This window comes from Streptomyces sp. WAC03905, from assembly GCF_057371075.1.
Genome location: NZ_JBXYDZ010000003.1, coordinates 4,478,396 through 4,492,125, shown reverse-complemented (window position 1 = coordinate 4,492,125; position 13,730 = coordinate 4,478,396). Strand labels below are relative to the sequence as shown.

13 protein-coding genes are annotated in these 13,730 nt (G+C 73.1%); 6 read left to right on the top strand and 7 right to left on the bottom strand.

The genetic code is table 11. From position 1 onward, the window contains the following. Window positions 1-634: 634 nt before the first annotated feature. Window positions 635-1,135: a hypothetical protein gene (locus AC2RP6_RS22935; protein ID WP_486450589.1), complete on the bottom strand. Its 501-nt coding sequence runs from the start codon at window positions 1,133-1,135 to the stop codon at window positions 635-637. Here AC2RP6_RS22935 and AC2RP6_RS22930 point away from each other — a divergent pair. Both AC2RP6_RS22930 and AC2RP6_RS22925 read left to right on the top strand, forming a co-directional pair. After that, window positions 1,019-2,185 (top strand): ADP-ribosylglycohydrolase family protein, encoded by a 1,167-nt coding sequence (locus tag AC2RP6_RS22930; RefSeq protein ID WP_486450414.1) that lies wholly within the window; start codon window positions 1,019-1,021, stop codon window positions 2,183-2,185. The genes AC2RP6_RS22935 and AC2RP6_RS22930 overlap by 117 nt on opposite strands. A gap of 99 nt (window positions 2,186-2,284) precedes the next feature. Continuing rightward, entirely contained in the window at window positions 2,285-3,145 is an 861-nt protein-coding gene (locus tag AC2RP6_RS22925) for a TIGR03619 family F420-dependent LLM class oxidoreductase (RefSeq protein WP_486447888.1), read from the top strand. A gap of 93 nt (window positions 3,146-3,238) precedes the next feature. On the opposite strand, the gene AC2RP6_RS22920 is transcribed toward AC2RP6_RS22925, so the two are convergent. Both AC2RP6_RS22920 and AC2RP6_RS22915 read right to left on the bottom strand, forming a co-directional pair. After that, window positions 3,239-7,192, bottom strand: coding sequence for a hypothetical protein (locus AC2RP6_RS22920; protein ID WP_486447887.1), 3,954 nt, complete (start codon window positions 7,190-7,192; stop codon window positions 3,239-3,241). 97 nt (window positions 7,193-7,289) lie between these two features. After that, window positions 7,290-7,739 (bottom strand): ATP-binding protein, encoded by a 450-nt coding sequence (locus AC2RP6_RS22915; RefSeq protein WP_486447886.1) that lies wholly within the window; start codon window positions 7,737-7,739, stop codon window positions 7,290-7,292. A gap of 128 nt (window positions 7,740-7,867) precedes the next feature. On the opposite strand from AC2RP6_RS22915, the gene AC2RP6_RS22910 reads away from it, so the two are divergent. Both AC2RP6_RS22910 and AC2RP6_RS22905 read left to right on the top strand, forming a co-directional pair. Then, a complete protein-coding gene (locus AC2RP6_RS22910) occupies window positions 7,868-8,704 on the top strand; it encodes a helix-turn-helix domain-containing protein (RefSeq protein ID WP_486447885.1) in 837 nt (278 codons plus the stop codon). Continuing rightward, on the top strand, window positions 8,701-8,949 hold the full coding sequence (locus AC2RP6_RS22905; protein ID WP_486447884.1) for a DUF397 domain-containing protein: 249 nt from the start codon (window positions 8,701-8,703) through the stop codon (window positions 8,947-8,949). The genes AC2RP6_RS22910 and AC2RP6_RS22905 overlap by 4 nt, the downstream gene beginning before the upstream one ends. A 12-nt stretch (window positions 8,950-8,961) precedes the next feature. On the opposite strand, the gene AC2RP6_RS22900 is transcribed toward AC2RP6_RS22905, so the two are convergent. After that, entirely contained in the window at window positions 8,962-9,606 is a 645-nt protein-coding gene (locus tag AC2RP6_RS22900) for a flavodoxin family protein (RefSeq protein ID WP_486447883.1), read from the bottom strand. A 126-nt stretch (window positions 9,607-9,732) separates the two neighbouring features. Here AC2RP6_RS22900 and AC2RP6_RS22895 point away from each other — a divergent pair, with 126 nt between their 5' ends. Continuing rightward, entirely contained in the window at window positions 9,733-10,272 is a 540-nt protein-coding gene (locus AC2RP6_RS22895; protein WP_486447882.1) for a hypothetical protein, read from the top strand. Window positions 10,273-10,347: 75 nt separating this feature from the next. After that, window positions 10,348-10,746, top strand: coding sequence for a VOC family protein (locus AC2RP6_RS22890; protein WP_486447881.1), 399 nt, complete (start codon window positions 10,348-10,350; stop codon window positions 10,744-10,746). Here the strand turns inward: AC2RP6_RS22890 and AC2RP6_RS22885 are convergent. The 3 genes from AC2RP6_RS22885 to AC2RP6_RS22875 all read right to left on the bottom strand — a co-directional run bounded on the left by AC2RP6_RS22885 (window position 10,710) and on the right by AC2RP6_RS22875 (window position 13,581). Further along, window positions 10,710-11,549 carry a bestrophin-like domain gene (locus AC2RP6_RS22885; RefSeq protein ID WP_486447880.1) on the bottom strand — a complete coding sequence of 280 codons (840 nt, stop codon included), beginning with the start codon at window positions 11,547-11,549 and terminating at the stop codon, window positions 10,710-10,712. The genes AC2RP6_RS22890 and AC2RP6_RS22885 overlap by 37 nt on opposite strands. A gap of 57 nt (window positions 11,550-11,606) precedes the next feature. Then, the gene (locus AC2RP6_RS22880; RefSeq protein ID WP_486447879.1) at window positions 11,607-11,894 is read right to left on the bottom strand and encodes a hypothetical protein; all 288 of its coding nucleotides are present in this window, start codon (window positions 11,892-11,894) and stop codon (window positions 11,607-11,609) included. A gap of 127 nt (window positions 11,895-12,021) precedes the next feature. Then, window positions 12,022-13,581, bottom strand: a complete 1,560-nt coding sequence (locus tag AC2RP6_RS22875; protein WP_486447878.1) for an APC family permease — start codon at window positions 13,579-13,581, stop codon at window positions 12,022-12,024. Between the last annotated feature and the right edge of the window lie 149 nt (window positions 13,582-13,730).

Here is a 13,730-nt window from a genome sequence, read left to right as displayed (position 1 = left end):
CAACCACGCAGGCGCGGCCGGCCCGGCCGCCGGCCCCCTGACGCACCTGGGCCCGCCCGCGGGCCGGGCAACGCCCCCCGCCCCGAGCCCGCCGCCCCACCCCCCGACCGCAGGCCCCAGCCCAACGGACCACCCCCCGACTGCGGCCCAGGGACAGACGGGCCCCGGCCCAGCGGCGGCAGGCCCTGGCCCGACGGGCCACCACCCGGCCGGGGGCGCAGGGGTCGCAGGTCCCGGCCCGGCGGGCCACTACCCGGCCGCAGGCCAAGGGCAGGCGGGCAGCCCCAGCCACGCGGTCCCGGCCGGAGGCCCAGGGGTCACAGGTCCCGGCCCGGCGGACCACTACCCGGCCGCAGGCCAAGGGCAGGCGGGCCCCGCCCACGCGGTCCCGGCCGGAGGCCAGGGACAGCCAGGCCCCAGCCCGACGGACCACCACCCGGCCGGAGGCCCAGGGGTCGCAGGTCCCAACCCGACGGGACACCACCCTGCCGCGGGCCCAGGGGCGGCAGGTCCCGGCCCGGCGGGCCACCACCCGGCCGCAGGCCAGGGGCAGGCGGGCCCCGTCCACGCGGTCCCGGCCGGAGGCCAGGGACAACCAGGCCCCGGCCCCGCGGACCACCTCCCGGCCGGAGGCTCAGGGGTCGCAGGTCCCAGCCCGGCGGACCACCACCCGGCCGCAGGCCAGGGACAGACGGGCGGCCCCGGCCACGCGGTCCCGGCCGGAGGCCCAGGGGCGGCAGGCCCAAGCCCCGCGGACCACCACCCGGCCGCAGGCCAAGGGCAGGCAGGCCCAAGCCCCGCGGACCACCACCCGGCCGGAGGCCCAGGGGCGGCGGGCCCCAGCCCCGCGGGCCGCCACCCGGCCGCGGGCCAAGGACGGGCGGGTGCCGGTCCGGCTGCCCGTGCCGGAGCGGCCCGCCCGGGCGGAGACGCAGGGGCCGGGGCGGCGCAGGGCTCCGCCGAGCCCGCCGGAGGCAGGACGCTCGGGCGGGGGATCGTCACCGGGCTCTGGGGACGGATCGAGCAGCAGGACTTCCGCAGCCGGATCCGCGGCACGCTCCTCGGCGCGGCACTCGGCGACGCCCTCGGCGCGCCCCTCGCCGGACTCTCCCGCGACGCCATCCGCGAGGCGCACGGCCCCGACGGCCCGGCCGGACCCACCGCCACGGACGGCCGCCGCGGCCGGATCACCGCGGCCACCCAGCTCACCCTCTTCACCGTGGACGGCCTCATACGGGCCCACGTACGCCGGGACACCGGCGCCTGGCACCCGCCCACCGACGTGCACCGTGCGTACCGCCGCTGGGCGGCGACCCAGCACGACTGGGGCCCCGACGAGCGCCGCGCGGACAACGGCTGGCTCGCGCAGCAGGAGTGGCTCTACGCCCGCCGCGCCCCTGACCGCGCCTGTCTGACCGGCTTCGGTGACGACGTCCTCGCCACCCTCGACCAGCCCAAGAACCCGGCCGCCCGCGGCGCGGCCGCCGCCGCCCGCTCGGCCCCCTTCGGGCTGCTGGTCGGCTGGGAGCCCGCCCTCGTCCTGCAGCTCAGCGTCGAGTGCGCCGCGCAGAGCCACGGCCATCCGACCGCGCACCTCTCCGCGGGCGCGCTCGCCGTCATCGTCCACGGTCTGATCCGCGGCGACTCCCTCGACGCCGCCGTCCAGCGCAGCCTGGGCCTGCTGGGTGCCCGCCCCGGCCACCAACCCGTCACCGACGCCCTCCAGCGCGCCATGGCCGCGGTCACCCAGGGCCCGCCCGGCCCGGACACCGTCGCGGCGCTCTCCCCCACCGCGCCCGACCCCACCGCGCCCTCCCCCGGCGCGCCCGACCCCACCGCGCCCGTCCCCACCGCGCCCTCCCCCGGCGCCCCCGTCCCCGACGCCTCGCACGCCCTCGCCGTCGCCGTGTACTGCGCCCTCGTCGCCGAAGACGTCGCCCACGGCCTGCGCCTCGCCGTCAACCACGGCGGCGACTCCGTCGCCTCCGGCACCCTCTGCGGGGCACTGCTCGGCGCACAGCACGGCGAGACCGCCCTCCCGCCCACCTGGCTCGCGGAGCTGGAGGGCCGCGCCACGCTCCTCGAACTGTGCGACGACTTCGCCCTGGAGATGACCCAGGGCCCGACCCTCCACAGCCCTTCCGCCTCCTCACCCGGCTGGCTCGCCCGCTACCCCCGCGCCTGACGGAAACCGTCCGCCGGGACCTGACGCCCCCTCAACAATCGGGGCGCCAGACCGTACCGTGGCGTTTCCACGTCCCGGCCGCCGGAGGTGCCAGCACACATGCGGATCGCCACGACCGTCTTCCTCACCGACCGCACCGTCTCCCCCGTCCGTCTCGCCCGGATCCTGGAGGAGCGCGGCTTCTCCGGCCTCTACCTGCCGGAACACACCCACATCCCGGCCTCCCGCGACACCCCCGCCCCGATGGGCGGCGAACTCCCCGAGATGTACGGCCGCACCCTCGACCCCTTCGTCGCCCTCGGCCAGGCGGCCGCGGTCACCGAGCACCTGCACCTCGGCACCGGCATCACCCTCGTCGCCCAGCACGACCCGATCGGCCTCGCGAAGCAGGTCGCGACGCTCGACCACCTCTCCGACGGCCGTTTCACCCTGGGCATCGGCTACGGCTGGAACGTCGAGGAGGCCGCTGACCACGGCGTCGAGTGGCGCACCCGCCGCGACCTGGTCCGCGACCGGATGGCCCTGATGCGCGCCCTGTGGGCGCCCGAACCGACGGCGTACGTCGGCCAGTACTGCTCCGTCCGGGCCAGCAGCGCCCACCCCAAGCCCGCCCAGGCCCCGCGCGAACTGCGCCCCGGTACACCCCTGCACGGCCCCCGCACCCTGATCGGCGGTGCGGCCGGCCCGAAGCTGTTCGCCGCCGTCGCCGACCACGCCGACGGCTGGCTCCCGATCGGCGGCGGCGGCCTGACCGAGTCGCTGCCGGTCCTCCGCCAGGTCTGGGAGACCGCCGGACGCGACCCGAAGTCCCTCCAGGTGGTCCCGTACGCCGTGCAGCCCACCCCGGGCAAGCTCGCCCACTACGCCGACCTCGGCATCGAGGAGGTCGTCCTCCAGCTCCCCTCGGCCCCCGAGCCGGAGATCCTGCGCACCCTGGACGACTTCGCCCAGTACCTCTGAACCTCTGACCGCTCCCCTCCCGGTCCCCGCACAGCGGCGGGGCCCGCCCGATCGTGCGATCGGACGGGCCCCGGTTCACTCCTCCGCGGATCCTCAGGACGTGAAGTAGCCGTTCAGGTCGGCGATCACGTCGACCGAGCCGGTGTTGTTGAAGAACGTCACCCGGCCGTCGACCACGGGTACGACCACCAGGTTGGAGACGGTCTGTCCCGCCGTGTAGTTGAGGTTCGACACGTTCGGCCGCCCGGTGCCGTGCGGGTGCACGATGAGGTGGCCGTCCTGGGAGGGGTTGGTCACGGTGACGTTCAGGACCACCGCGGTCACTCCCGTGAGCGGCACTCCTTCGACCCCGGCCACCTGCAGGCTGACGATGCCGCCCCCGCCGACGGCTCCGGCGCGGGCGCCGGTCCCGTCCCGGGTGTCCAGCAGCCGGACCGGCGCACCGGCCGAGAAGGCCGAACCGGTGGCCGCGTAGTAGCCAGTGACATCGGCGATCAGGTCCACCGAGCCGGAGTTGTTGCGCAGGTCCACCGTCCCGTTCACCACCGGCACCGTCACCAGGTTGGGGACGATCTGCCCGGGCGTGAAGTTCAGGTTCGACACGCCCGGCGCCGCCTGCCCGTTGGGGTAGACCGTCACATGACCCGCTTCGGTCGGCTGGACCGCCGTCACGTTCATCACGACCGCCGTGACCCCGCTCGCCGGGACGCCCTTCACACCGGCGACCTGGAGGGTGACGACCCCGCCCGGACCGACCCGCTGCTTCGCCGCACCCGTGCCGTCACGGGTGTCCAGGAACCGAGCCGGGGTGACCGGGTTCAGCCCGGAGCCCGCGCCGGCCTGGTCGGTGTAGTAGCCCGTCACGTCGGCGATCAGGTCCACCGAACCGGCGTTGTTGCGCAGGTCGACCTTGCCGTTGACCACCGGCACCGTCACCAGGTTCGGCACGATCTGCCCGGGCGCGAAGTTGAGGTTCGACACCGACGGCCTGGGCTGACCGTTCGGGTACACCATCACGTGCCCGGCCTCGGTCGGCAGCACCGCCGTCACGTTCATGACCACCGCCGTCACCCCGCTCGCGGGGACGCCCTTCACACCCGCCACCTGGAGGGTGACCACCCCGCCCGGACCGACCCGCTGCTTCGTCGCACCGGTGCCGTCACGGGTGTCCAGGAACCGCGCCGGGCCGTGCGGTACGAAGCGGCTCTTGGCGGCCGTCGTCGGCGCCGTCACCGTGTACGCCTTGGTGATCCTGTGCCCGATGAAGGGCCCGACGTCGTACAGGCCCGGCTGAAGGCCGGTCGTGTCGACGAGCACCTTCATCGAGGTCCCGTCCGGGCTCACCGACAGCGCCTTCAGGTAGGGGCCCTGTTCGTACTGCGTGCCGGTGGGCATCAGCATGAGTTCCGTGCCGAGGGTGAGGTTCTGCCCGTGCACGACCGCCTGGTTCCGCGTCCCGGCGGGACCGGTGGCCGGGCTGATCCCGGACACCCAAGGGCTGGGCTGCTGCCCGCTGCACGTGGTGACGCAGGATCCGCCCATGGTGAATTCGACCGGCAGGGCCGTCTTGCCGGCACTCAGCATCAGGACGGCCTGGCCGGCCCGGGCATCGCTCTGGGTGGAGCAGAGGCCGTGGCCATCGCACCCGTACCTGGACGTGGTGCCGGTGCCCTCCCACACGTCCGGGCCCAGCAGACTCCGCTCGGGAGCTGCCTGGCTGGCCAGGTCGTTGGTCGTGAACGGCACACCGACGCCGAAACTCTGCGAGGGCTTCATGTCGATGACCGCGCAGTAGGCGGTGGAGTTCTCCGTCAGGACCCCGCTGCGGTCCGGGAAGCCCGCCACCGAGATCCGGTTCGCGGTGCACTCCGGCGCCCAGCCCGCCGACGTGGCGACCTTCCAGGTGTCCACGTCCGTGTGGATCGGCTTGCCCGCGTGGTTCTTGCTGTGGACGATCGCGACGTACGAGGTGGATCCGGTGACCCGGCAGGCCACCGTGTACTGCTCGCACAGGTACTTGCCGGACGCGTCGACCACCTGCAGCGTCGCCGAAGGGTCGTCCTTGCCGCCCGCCGTCCTGGCGCTCAGCCAGAACTTGTCGGTGGCGGCACCGCTCACCCTCAGGCATCGGGCGTCGAGCGCCGAGCCCAGGTCGAAGGGCGTGGCCCGGCCGCCGACCTTTGTCGACACTGGGGCGGTGCAGTTCGCCGTCCCCGAGATGTCGCGCCGTGCCAGCTTGTAGGTGTCGGCCTGTCCGACCAGCACGACGGTGTACGGGGTACCGGGTGCGAGGGGGCACGCCAGGACCGCCCCGCCGAGGCAGGCGACGTTGCCCGCGGTGTCGGCGACGTAGAAGGTCCCCCACTGCCGGTTGAAGGGTTCGGAGTAGGACAGCACCTCGGCGGCCGCGTGCTGGTCGGCAGGCAGGCTCAGGCAGGACTGCCGTCCGTCCGAGGTCAGCTGCACCTCCACCCCCACCGTGCCGTCGAAGCCGGTCCGCGGCCAGGCCGCACATCCCGCGGCCTCGCCGGTCCGGTGGACCGCCAGCGCGTACGCCTGCGACGGCGCACCGGTCAGGACGGCCCGGAAGGGCGCGGTCCCGGTCAGCTTGCAGACGGGGTGGTAGCCGGAGTACTCGCACTGCTTGAGGCCGGACGCGTCGTAGACCACGGCGTTCACGGCCTTACCGCCTGCGGGCGACCTGTCGAGCAGGTACACGCCCTGGCCGGAGACGGTCGGCAGGGTCAGGCACAGCTTCTGTCCGGGACCGCCGAAGGTGCCGGTAGCCGGCCCGGCGACGAGACCGTTGTCCGAGGTGGCGGTGCAGCCCCGGGTCTCCCTGGCGGAGTGGAAGGCCATGCCGAAGGCCGCGGGTGCCCCCGGCTGGGGAGCTGCCACCCAAGTGTGGTCGCCGGCGGGCAGATCGCACCCGCCGTGCTGGCACACCTGGGGCATGTCGGCGCCGGCCGCGGTGAACAGCTTTCCGGCAGGGACCGCACCGGAGGCGACGGGGCCGAAGGAGTGCCAGGCGGGCTGGGAGGCCCGCAGGGTCCGGCAGCCCACCGCGGAGCTCAGGTCCGGAGAGACCCCGAACGCCTGGGGCTCCACCACCGTGCAGCCCTCCGGACGGGACAGACGCGCCAGGGTGACGTCGTACGCCGCCTGGCTCGCCCCGAGGGCACTGACCGCCGCCATCCGGAACGGCGCGGTACCGGTCAGCTTGCAGTCCAGCGCGACGCTGCCGGTGTTCCGCCAGTCGTTGACGTCGGCGCAGATCTGCTTGCCGGTCGCGTCGTGGACGCTGTGGTGAACGTCCTTGGAGGACGAGTAGGTGCGGAGCACGTCGTTGGCCACCAGGTCCAGCGCGTAGCAGTCACCCGCCGAGCCGGCCGGCAGCGCTCCCTGGAACACCTTGGGAGCGCCGAGCGTGCGGTCGGCGGGAGCGACGGTCTTGCAGGCGGTGGAGGAGACCAGCGGCAGGTACGAGGTCCAGAGCTGGCTCTGCGAGCCGGTGCCGTTCGCGACCTTCATCGTGTAGGTGCCCGCCTGGGTGGCGGGGCAGCGGACCGCTCCGTAGGCGTAGTCGCCCGGACCCAACACGTGCTCGCACGCCACGGCGGCGCCGGTGGGGGAGGTCAGCTGGGGCCGGAGGACCCCGGGCGTCGTGGCGACCTGCAGGACGAGCAGGTCCGGTGCGCTCAGCGTGATGGAGAAGGACGCCGTCGTGTTCGCCTCGACCGCGCAGGTGACGATCGTGCTCGGCTGCAGGGCCGGCGGGCAGGCACCGGCAGCCTGGCCACTCTGCTGGAGTGAGCGCACGACGGCTTCGCGGTCGCCCGCCGAACCGGGCTTCGGCGCGGGCGCGGCCTGAGGGCCGGCTTCGGGAGCGGCTCCGGCCGCAGCGCCGGACTGCGGTGAGGTGGTGGCGGCGGGCGGCCGTTCCGCCGCCGCGGCGGCTCCGGTCTGACCGGTGAACGACGCCAGCACGGAGAGCAGCAGGGCCCCGGACGCGACCGCGGCCCTGCCCCTCCCCCGTCTCTCGCGCATGCTTCTGCCCGACGGCAGCAATCTCATGGAGCCCCCAGCTCAGCAGATCCTCGTCCTGTGTCAGTCACACGACGGGCAGGCGGAGCTTACAAGCCCCCTACACGCTTCCCGCAGGGGGGCACCGCCGCCGGGTCAGCTCCGCCCAGACCGTCTTGCCGACGGTGCGGTCCGAGACGCCCCAGTCGGCGGCGACGGCGGCCACGATGCGCAGGCCGTAGCCGGATTCCGCCCCGTACGCGTGCGGCTGCACGGCCGGGCGGCGGTCGCCGCGGGCGTCGGAGACCTCGATGCGCAGGATCTCCTCCAGGAGCGTCAGCTTCAGCTCGAAGTCCCGCCCCGGGACGCACCCGTGGCGTACGGCGTTGGCGGCCAGTTCGGCCACGAGGAGCCCGGCGTCGGCCGCCAGGCCGGTGGACTCGGGGAAGCCCCAGTCGTGGAGCTCGACGAGGGCCAGCTGCCGGGCCAGCCGGGCCCCGCGGCGGGTGCTGGTGAAACGCTGAGTGAACACGCGTACGAGGGCCCGGGCAGGGCCGGAAGGTGCGGTCATGCCGCCAACATCCCGCCCGACCAGCGTCGTTCAACACCACCCCGACTCGTACAAACCAACTGTACGAGTCCACTTCCTGGACAGGCGCGGTCACGGTGCGTGAATCTGCTGTCGGGGAGGTGACCGCCATGGTGCGTGCCGACGACAGCGGTGACGGCGAGGTCGAACCGGACGACAACCTGCGCAGCTTCGGCGAGACGGTCAAGGCCTCCCGCAAACGGGCCGGCCTGACCCAGGAGCAACTGGCCCCGCTGATCGGTTACTCGGTCCAGTACGTCGGCTCGGTCGAGCAGGGCCGACGCCACCCGTCGCAGAAGTTCGTGCACAAGACCGAGGCGGTCCTGGACACCTTCGGCGTCATCGACATCGCCGCGAAGCAGCTGACGCGGCGGCGCGGCCTGGCGACGTGGTTCCGGCGGTGGGCGGAGCTGGAGGAGCTGGCCGTCACCCTCAATACGTACGAGTGCCGGTCCGTGCCGGGCCTGCTCCAGCCGGAGTCCTACGCCCGCGCCCTCATCGAGAACGTGCCGCCGCTGGCCACCCCGGAGGAGGCGGAGGCCCGTGTCGCGGTCCGCCTGGAGCGGCAGAAGCTGCTGCACCGCACCCCGTACGCGCTCTTCAGCTTCGTCATCGAGCAGGCGCTGATCGAGCGCCGCACGGGCGGGCCGCAGGTGACGCGGGAGTTGGTCGACCGGCTCCTGGAGTGCGGGGAGCTGCCCAACGTGGACGTCCAGATCATGCCGCTGGTCCAGCCGGTTCACGCAGGCACCGACGGCCCCTTCCGGCTCCTGGAAACCGATGAACACGAGTGGCTGGGCTACACCGAGGGGCAGCAGACGGGCCAGGTCATCTCCGACCCGAAGGACATCAGCCTTCTCCACCAGCGGTATGCCAAACTTCGCATTCAGGCCCTCAATCCGGCGGACAGCGCTGGCCTGTTGATGCGAATGCGAGGATCCCTGTGAAGAGCTCCCGGCTCCGGTGGTTCAAGAGCAGTTACAGCAGCGGCGACGGCGACAACTGCGTCGAGGTCGCCCTCTCCTGGCACAAGTCCTCGTACAGCGGCAGCCAGGGCGACGACTGCGTCGAGGTCGCCGCCTGCCCCGGCGCCGTGCACGTCCGGGACTCCAAGGTGACGGCCGGCCCCGAGCTGGCCGTCACCCCGGACGCCTGGACCGCGTTCCTGGGCGGCGTCACCGCCACCCGCTGAACGGCGGCGCGGCTACCGCTCCCCGGTCTCCCCCTCGGCGGGGAACCGGGCGAGCGGGGCCTCGCGCGCGAAGAAGGTCTTGGCGCGGGTCATCGCGCGCTCGTCGGCGCGCACCTGGCCGGGGCGGGAGCCGTTGCCGAGCAGGACGCCGCCGAAGCGCATCCCCATGTAGGCGGCGGTGTTGTTGAGGCTGGCGATCAGCCCGTTCGCCGTGGCCTCGTTCTCCTCGGCCATCGCCGTGACGCCCCACAGCGTGCGGCCTGCCATCCGCTGCTTGAAGTCCATGCCGGGTACTCCGAGCCAGCCGGACCAGTAGTCGAGGTAGCGCTTGGTGCCGGCAGAGACCGCGTACCAGTACAGCGGCGAGGCGATGACGACATCGGTGGCCTCCAGGGTGAGCCGGCGCAGCACCTCCTCCTGCTCGCCCACCGGCCAGGTCCCGTCCTCGTGCCGGCCGTCCTGGAAGTCGGGCAGCGGGTCCTTGGCGAGGTCGACCCAGCGCTGCGGGGTGCCGGCCGGCAGTTGCTCCGCCGCCGCCCGGGCGAGGATCTCGGTGTTGCCGTCCGGTCGGGAGCTGCCGAGGACGAAGAGGAACGAGCGGTCGGCATCGGCGAGGTCGGTGAGGCCGGTGAGGTCGGTGAGTATGTCGGTCGTCATGCGGCGTGCAACTCCCGCCGCACGCGGAGCTATTCCGTCCCTGTCGGGGGCGCCGAAATCCCCTCGACGGCGGGACCGGCCGCCCTGGACCATGACAGCCGGACGGATCGAGGGGACGGATCGGGCATGCCCGCAGCACAGCCGCAGGACCAGGGACAGGACCAGGACCAGGACCAGGGCCTCTGGGAGACGCTCCCCGCGGGCATCCGCACCCAGGTCGACGGGTACGTCCTCCAGGACTCCCTCTTCCCGGCCGTGAAGCTCGTGTGGGACGCGGGGCGCGCCCGCGGGATCGGCCTGCACGACGCCGAGATGATCGTCCACGAGCGGTACGTCCTCCTCGGCGACCGGATCGCCCGTACGCCCGAGTGTCCGCTGGATCTGGCGTCCCTGGCCGCCCTCGTGAGCGGCCTGCCGGGGCGGGTGGCGGCGGTCGAGGCCGTCTGGGACGGAGACACCGTCCACGGCTGGTTCGTGAACCTGCTGGCGATCACGGACGAGCCCGCCGAGGAACGGGCCCTCGCCACGGTCTACAGCCGCAACGACCGCGACCCGTCCGAGGCCGCCGCCGAGGCGGGCCGCACCCTGGCGAACCACCTCGGCGTGCCGTTCCACTTCGGCAGCCCCGACGACCCGGACTACGACGCCCCGCGCTGGCGCCCCTGAGAGGAGCCAGCCCGGTGCCGGACAGCGCCGGGGCGACCGCGGCCCTGCCGAGGCGCGCCCCGTACGCTGCCGGACGTGATCGATTCACGTGCCCATGTCCGTATCGCCCGCCCGTCCCTGGACCTGGCCGCCGCCGAGCGGTTCTACGTCGACGGGCTCGGGCTGGAGGTGCAGTGGCGGAGCGCCGAGAGCGTGCCCGGTGAACACGACTTGCTGATGGTGGGACCGGCCGGGGGCGGCTGGCACTTCGCGCTGACCCGGGACGCCTCGAACCCGGTGGTGCCCGCGCCCACGGTCGACGACCTCTTCGTGGTGTACCTCGGCGAGGAGCCCGACGAGGCGCTCGTGCAGCGCCTCGTCGAGCACGGCGGGACCCGGGTCGTCGCCCACAACCCGTACTGGGACGAGTGGGGTGTCACCGTCGAGGACCCGGACGGCTACCGGCTGGTGCTCTGCTCGCGCACCCGGGGCTGATCCGCCGGGGCGTCGGCCGTCCAGAACCGGGCCAGCGCGGCCTCCTTGTAGGGCGCGGGGCTCACGCTCAGGTCGCCCGCGAAGGGCCGGTCCAGGGCCACCACCAGCAGCAGGCTGAAGCCGATCAGTCCGGCGACGGCCGACACGAAGAGCAGCTGCATCTTCAGGCTGCGCAGCCCGAAGAGGAAGGTGAGCGGGACGATCACGAGCGCGCCGCCGTACACGAGCACCTGGAGCAGGACGGGCAGGGAGGTCTCGGCCATGGTGACGCGGGCCCGGCGCTGCGAGTTGAGGTCGTTGAGGCGGGAGGCGGCTTCGGCGTAGAAGGTCTCGGCGCGGGGTCCTTGCGGCTCGTAGGCCATGAGGGCCTGGTAGAGGGCGTGCGTCTGGGTGCCGGTCGCCTCGTAGCTCGGCCGGCCCTCGCGCATGAGGGGCCACTGCACCTCGACGACGGCGTGGGCGTACGCGCCGACGGCCGCGTGCACCCTCGCGCGGTCGGCCGCGGGGAAGGCGTCGGCGCTGCGCACGACGGCCGCGAGGTCGCCGGCCTCGGAGGCGATGATGTTCTGGGTGGTCTCCAGCTGCGTCCACAGGGTGACCACGACGAAGGCGAGGATGATGCCGTAGATCGCGCCGAACATGCCGAGCGCGATCCCGACCATCTCGTTGTGCTCCCCCTGGGCCAGGTGCGGGAAGCGGCGGCGGGCCAGCACGCTCCCGGCCACGGCGAGGCCGGTGAGGCCGCCGACCAGGAGGACGGCGATGACGAACGTGCTGAGGCTGTTGAGCAACCAGAGGATCATGCGCTGCTCAACGAGCGGGGCGGGCCGCAATCCCGGCCCGTCCCCGTCCGTTCCGGATCAGCCGACCTTCGGGGCGTTCGGCAGCCCGGCGCCCAGGGCCGTGCCGGCGCCGCCGAGCGAGCTGTCGGTGGCCTTGGTGGCGGAGCCGACCGCACCCTGGGTCACCGCGACCGCCGTCTTCGCGTCCTGGACGGTCTGGGCGGGGTGGTCGGCGATGTCGACGACCCGGCCGACGAGCGGGGCGGCCCCGGACGGCTCGTCGGCGGCGTGCGCGGCGGGAACGAGTGCGAGGGCGGCTCCCCCGGACAGGACCAGGGCGGCGAGGGTGCGCTTCAAGGCAGTCATGCCCGTCCCAACGACCTCCCGCACCCGAGGTCACCGCCGGGAACGCCGGCGGCCCCGGATCGGGGGGATCGATCCGGGGCCGCTGGGATGACTCGGCGGGTGGCGTCGCGGGTGCGGCCGGGTGGGGTCAGTCCTCGACCACCAGGGACGGGGTCGACTTCGTGAGGACCTGGCCGCGGAAGAAGGCGGGGCTGCGGCGCTCGGTGACGAACATGATCACCAGGCCGAGGGCCAGCAGGCCGACGCCGATGATGAAGACGCTGCCGACGCCGAGCACGGTGGAACCGGATCCGTAGGACGGGTCCCACATGTCGAAGAGGGTCTTGCAGAAGACCGCGGCCAGGAGGACTCCGCCGAGGACCGGGAAGACGCCCTTGAAGAACAGGTCGCGGGCGGAGCGGCGCAGCTCGGCGCGGAAGTACCAGGCGCACGCGAAGGCGGTCAGCGAGTAGTAGAAGCAGATCATCAGGCCGAGCGCGAAGATCGTGTCGGTCAGGACGTTCTCACTGACCAGGGTCATCACCGTGTAGAAGAGGCCGGTGGCGGCGCCCGCCATGACGGTGGCCCGGCCCGGGGTCTTGAACCTGGGGTGGACCTTGGCGTAGGAGGGCGGCAGCGCCTCGTACGTGGACATCGCGAGGACGGTGCGGGCCACCGGGATGAAGGTGGTCTGCAGGGAGGCCGCGGCGGACGCCAGGACGGCGACGAAGAGCAGGATGCCGAGGGCCGGGCCCATCACCGGGCCGGCGAGGGCCGCGAAGACGTTGTCGGAGGTCTCCTCGTTGGCGAGGCCGAGGCCTTCGCCGCCGGAGCCGACGGCCATCTGGGCGGCGACGCCGGTGGCGAGGTAGGAGCCGACGAGGACGACCATCGCGATGAGCGAGGCGCGGCCGGGGGTCTTCGTGGAGCCGGTGGTCTCCTCGTTGGTGGCCAGGCAGGCGTCCCAGCCCCAGTACATGAAGATCGAGAGCGAGAGTCCGGCGGTGAAGGCCGCCATGGACTCGACCGCGAAGGGGTTCATCCAGGACCAGGAGAAGTCCAGGCCGGTGTCGAAGGTGCCGGCGGAGGCCTTCTGGAAGGCCATCGCGACGAAGACGGCGAGCACGACGAGCTGGAGGCCGACCAGGGCGTACTGGACGCCCTTGGTGGCGGTCATGCCGCGGTAGCTGATGGCGGTCGCGAGGGCGATCAGGGTCAGGCAGGTGGCGATGTGGACGAGCTTGTTGTCGTCGAGGGCGGCGATCGACGGGTTGCCCGTGATCTCGCCGGCCAGCAGCCAGAAGTAGGAGGTGGCGACGCCTGCGAGGTTGGAGAGGACGATGATCGTGGCGATCACCAGGCCCCAGCCGCACATCCAGCCGATCCGCGGGCCGAAGGCCTTGACGGTCCAGGTGAAGGAGGTGCCGCAGTCCGGCATGGCCTTGTTGAGCTCGCGGTAGGCGAAGGCGACCAGGAGCATCGGCAGGAACCCGGCGAGGAAGATCGCGGGCATCTGCAGGCCGACCTCGCCGGCGGTGGAGCCGAGGGTCGAGGTCAGGCAGTAGACGGGCGCGACGGTGGAGATGCCGATGACGGCGCTGCCCACGAGCCCCACGGACCCCTTGCCGAGGCCCTTGCCGCGGACATCGCCGTCGGCGACGCCGCTTACCGTGTCTCCGGCCCGAGGCCGAACGTCCAGCTGAGTCATGGGTCAGGACGTTAGATGCTGCGCATTCCACATCTGGAGGACCGAACTCCGGAAGAGAACCGGCCCCGACGCCTTGGAATCCTGAGGCCGGAACAGTTCACGAGCACTTAATAAAAGGTTCACCCAGGCACCCAACCTCGAATCGACAG

Bases quoted from the DNA above. Each gene is read 5' to 3' on its own strand.
- AC2RP6_RS22895 (WP_486447882.1), top strand. From the start codon at position 9,733: ATGCCCGCAGCACAGCCGCAGGACCAGGGACAGGACCAGGACCAGGAC.
- AC2RP6_RS22875 (WP_486447878.1), bottom strand. From the start codon at position 13,581: ATGACTCAGCTGGACGTTCGGCCTCGGGCCGGAGACACGGTAAGCGGC.
- AC2RP6_RS22915 (WP_486447886.1), bottom strand. From the start codon at position 7,739: ATGACCGCACCTTCCGGCCCTGCCCGGGCCCTCGTACGCGTGTTCACT.
- AC2RP6_RS22880 (WP_486447879.1), bottom strand. From the start codon at position 11,894: ATGACTGCCTTGAAGCGCACCCTCGCCGCCCTGGTCCTGTCCGGGGGA.
- AC2RP6_RS22885 (WP_486447880.1), bottom strand. From the start codon at position 11,549: ATGATCCTCTGGTTGCTCAACAGCCTCAGCACGTTCGTCATCGCCGTC.
- AC2RP6_RS22925 (WP_486447888.1), top strand. From the start codon at position 2,285: ATGCGGATCGCCACGACCGTCTTCCTCACCGACCGCACCGTCTCCCCC.
- AC2RP6_RS22920 (WP_486447887.1), bottom strand. From the start codon at position 7,192: ATGCGCGAGAGACGGGGGAGGGGCAGGGCCGCGGTCGCGTCCGGGGCC.
- AC2RP6_RS22910 (WP_486447885.1), top strand. From the start codon at position 7,868: ATGGTGCGTGCCGACGACAGCGGTGACGGCGAGGTCGAACCGGACGAC.
- AC2RP6_RS22900 (WP_486447883.1), bottom strand. From the start codon at position 9,606: ATGACGACCGACATACTCACCGACCTCACCGGCCTCACCGACCTCGCC.